1 protein-coding gene is annotated in these 348 nt (G+C 32.8%); it reads right to left on the bottom strand.

The annotated features are described in order from the left end of the window. Positions 1–49 precede the first annotated feature (49 nt). Positions 50–348: hypothetical protein (locus KHA90_RS25180; protein ID WP_213308292.1), on the bottom strand; the 299-nt coding region annotated here is incomplete at its 5' end.

The raw sequence follows: 348 nt of genomic DNA, 5'->3' as shown, positions 1-348 counted from the left end.
AAGCATAGGCAATAGGCAAAAAAACCTTTTATTTTTCCTGTTTTCAATTTTATGGAATAGTATTCATATAATGAACCGCTTCATTTATTTCGTTAAAATTGCTCAATTTGCTAAAATCTACAACAAAAGCCGAAGTTACCGAGCCGTCTCTTCCTGCCCGAAAACGGTAGCTACTTTTGATTTCAACAAACGCACTTTCTTTTTTTACTGTGTCCTGCATCGTTGCTTTGCTCGGAATCATTTCTTTATACTGATTGTACCATTGTCTTTGTATTTTGTCATAAGTGTTAGAAAAATTAAAATACAATGTTGTTCCCTCCACTTTTATATCTCTTTCGTAATCTAATT

It is taken from the genome of Flavobacterium psychroterrae, from assembly GCF_018380615.1.
Lineage (GTDB): Bacteria > Bacteroidota > Bacteroidia > Flavobacteriales > Flavobacteriaceae > Flavobacterium > Flavobacterium psychroterrae.
Note: the sequence above shows the minus strand (reverse complement) of the source record. Positions and strands in the feature narration are given on the sequence as shown.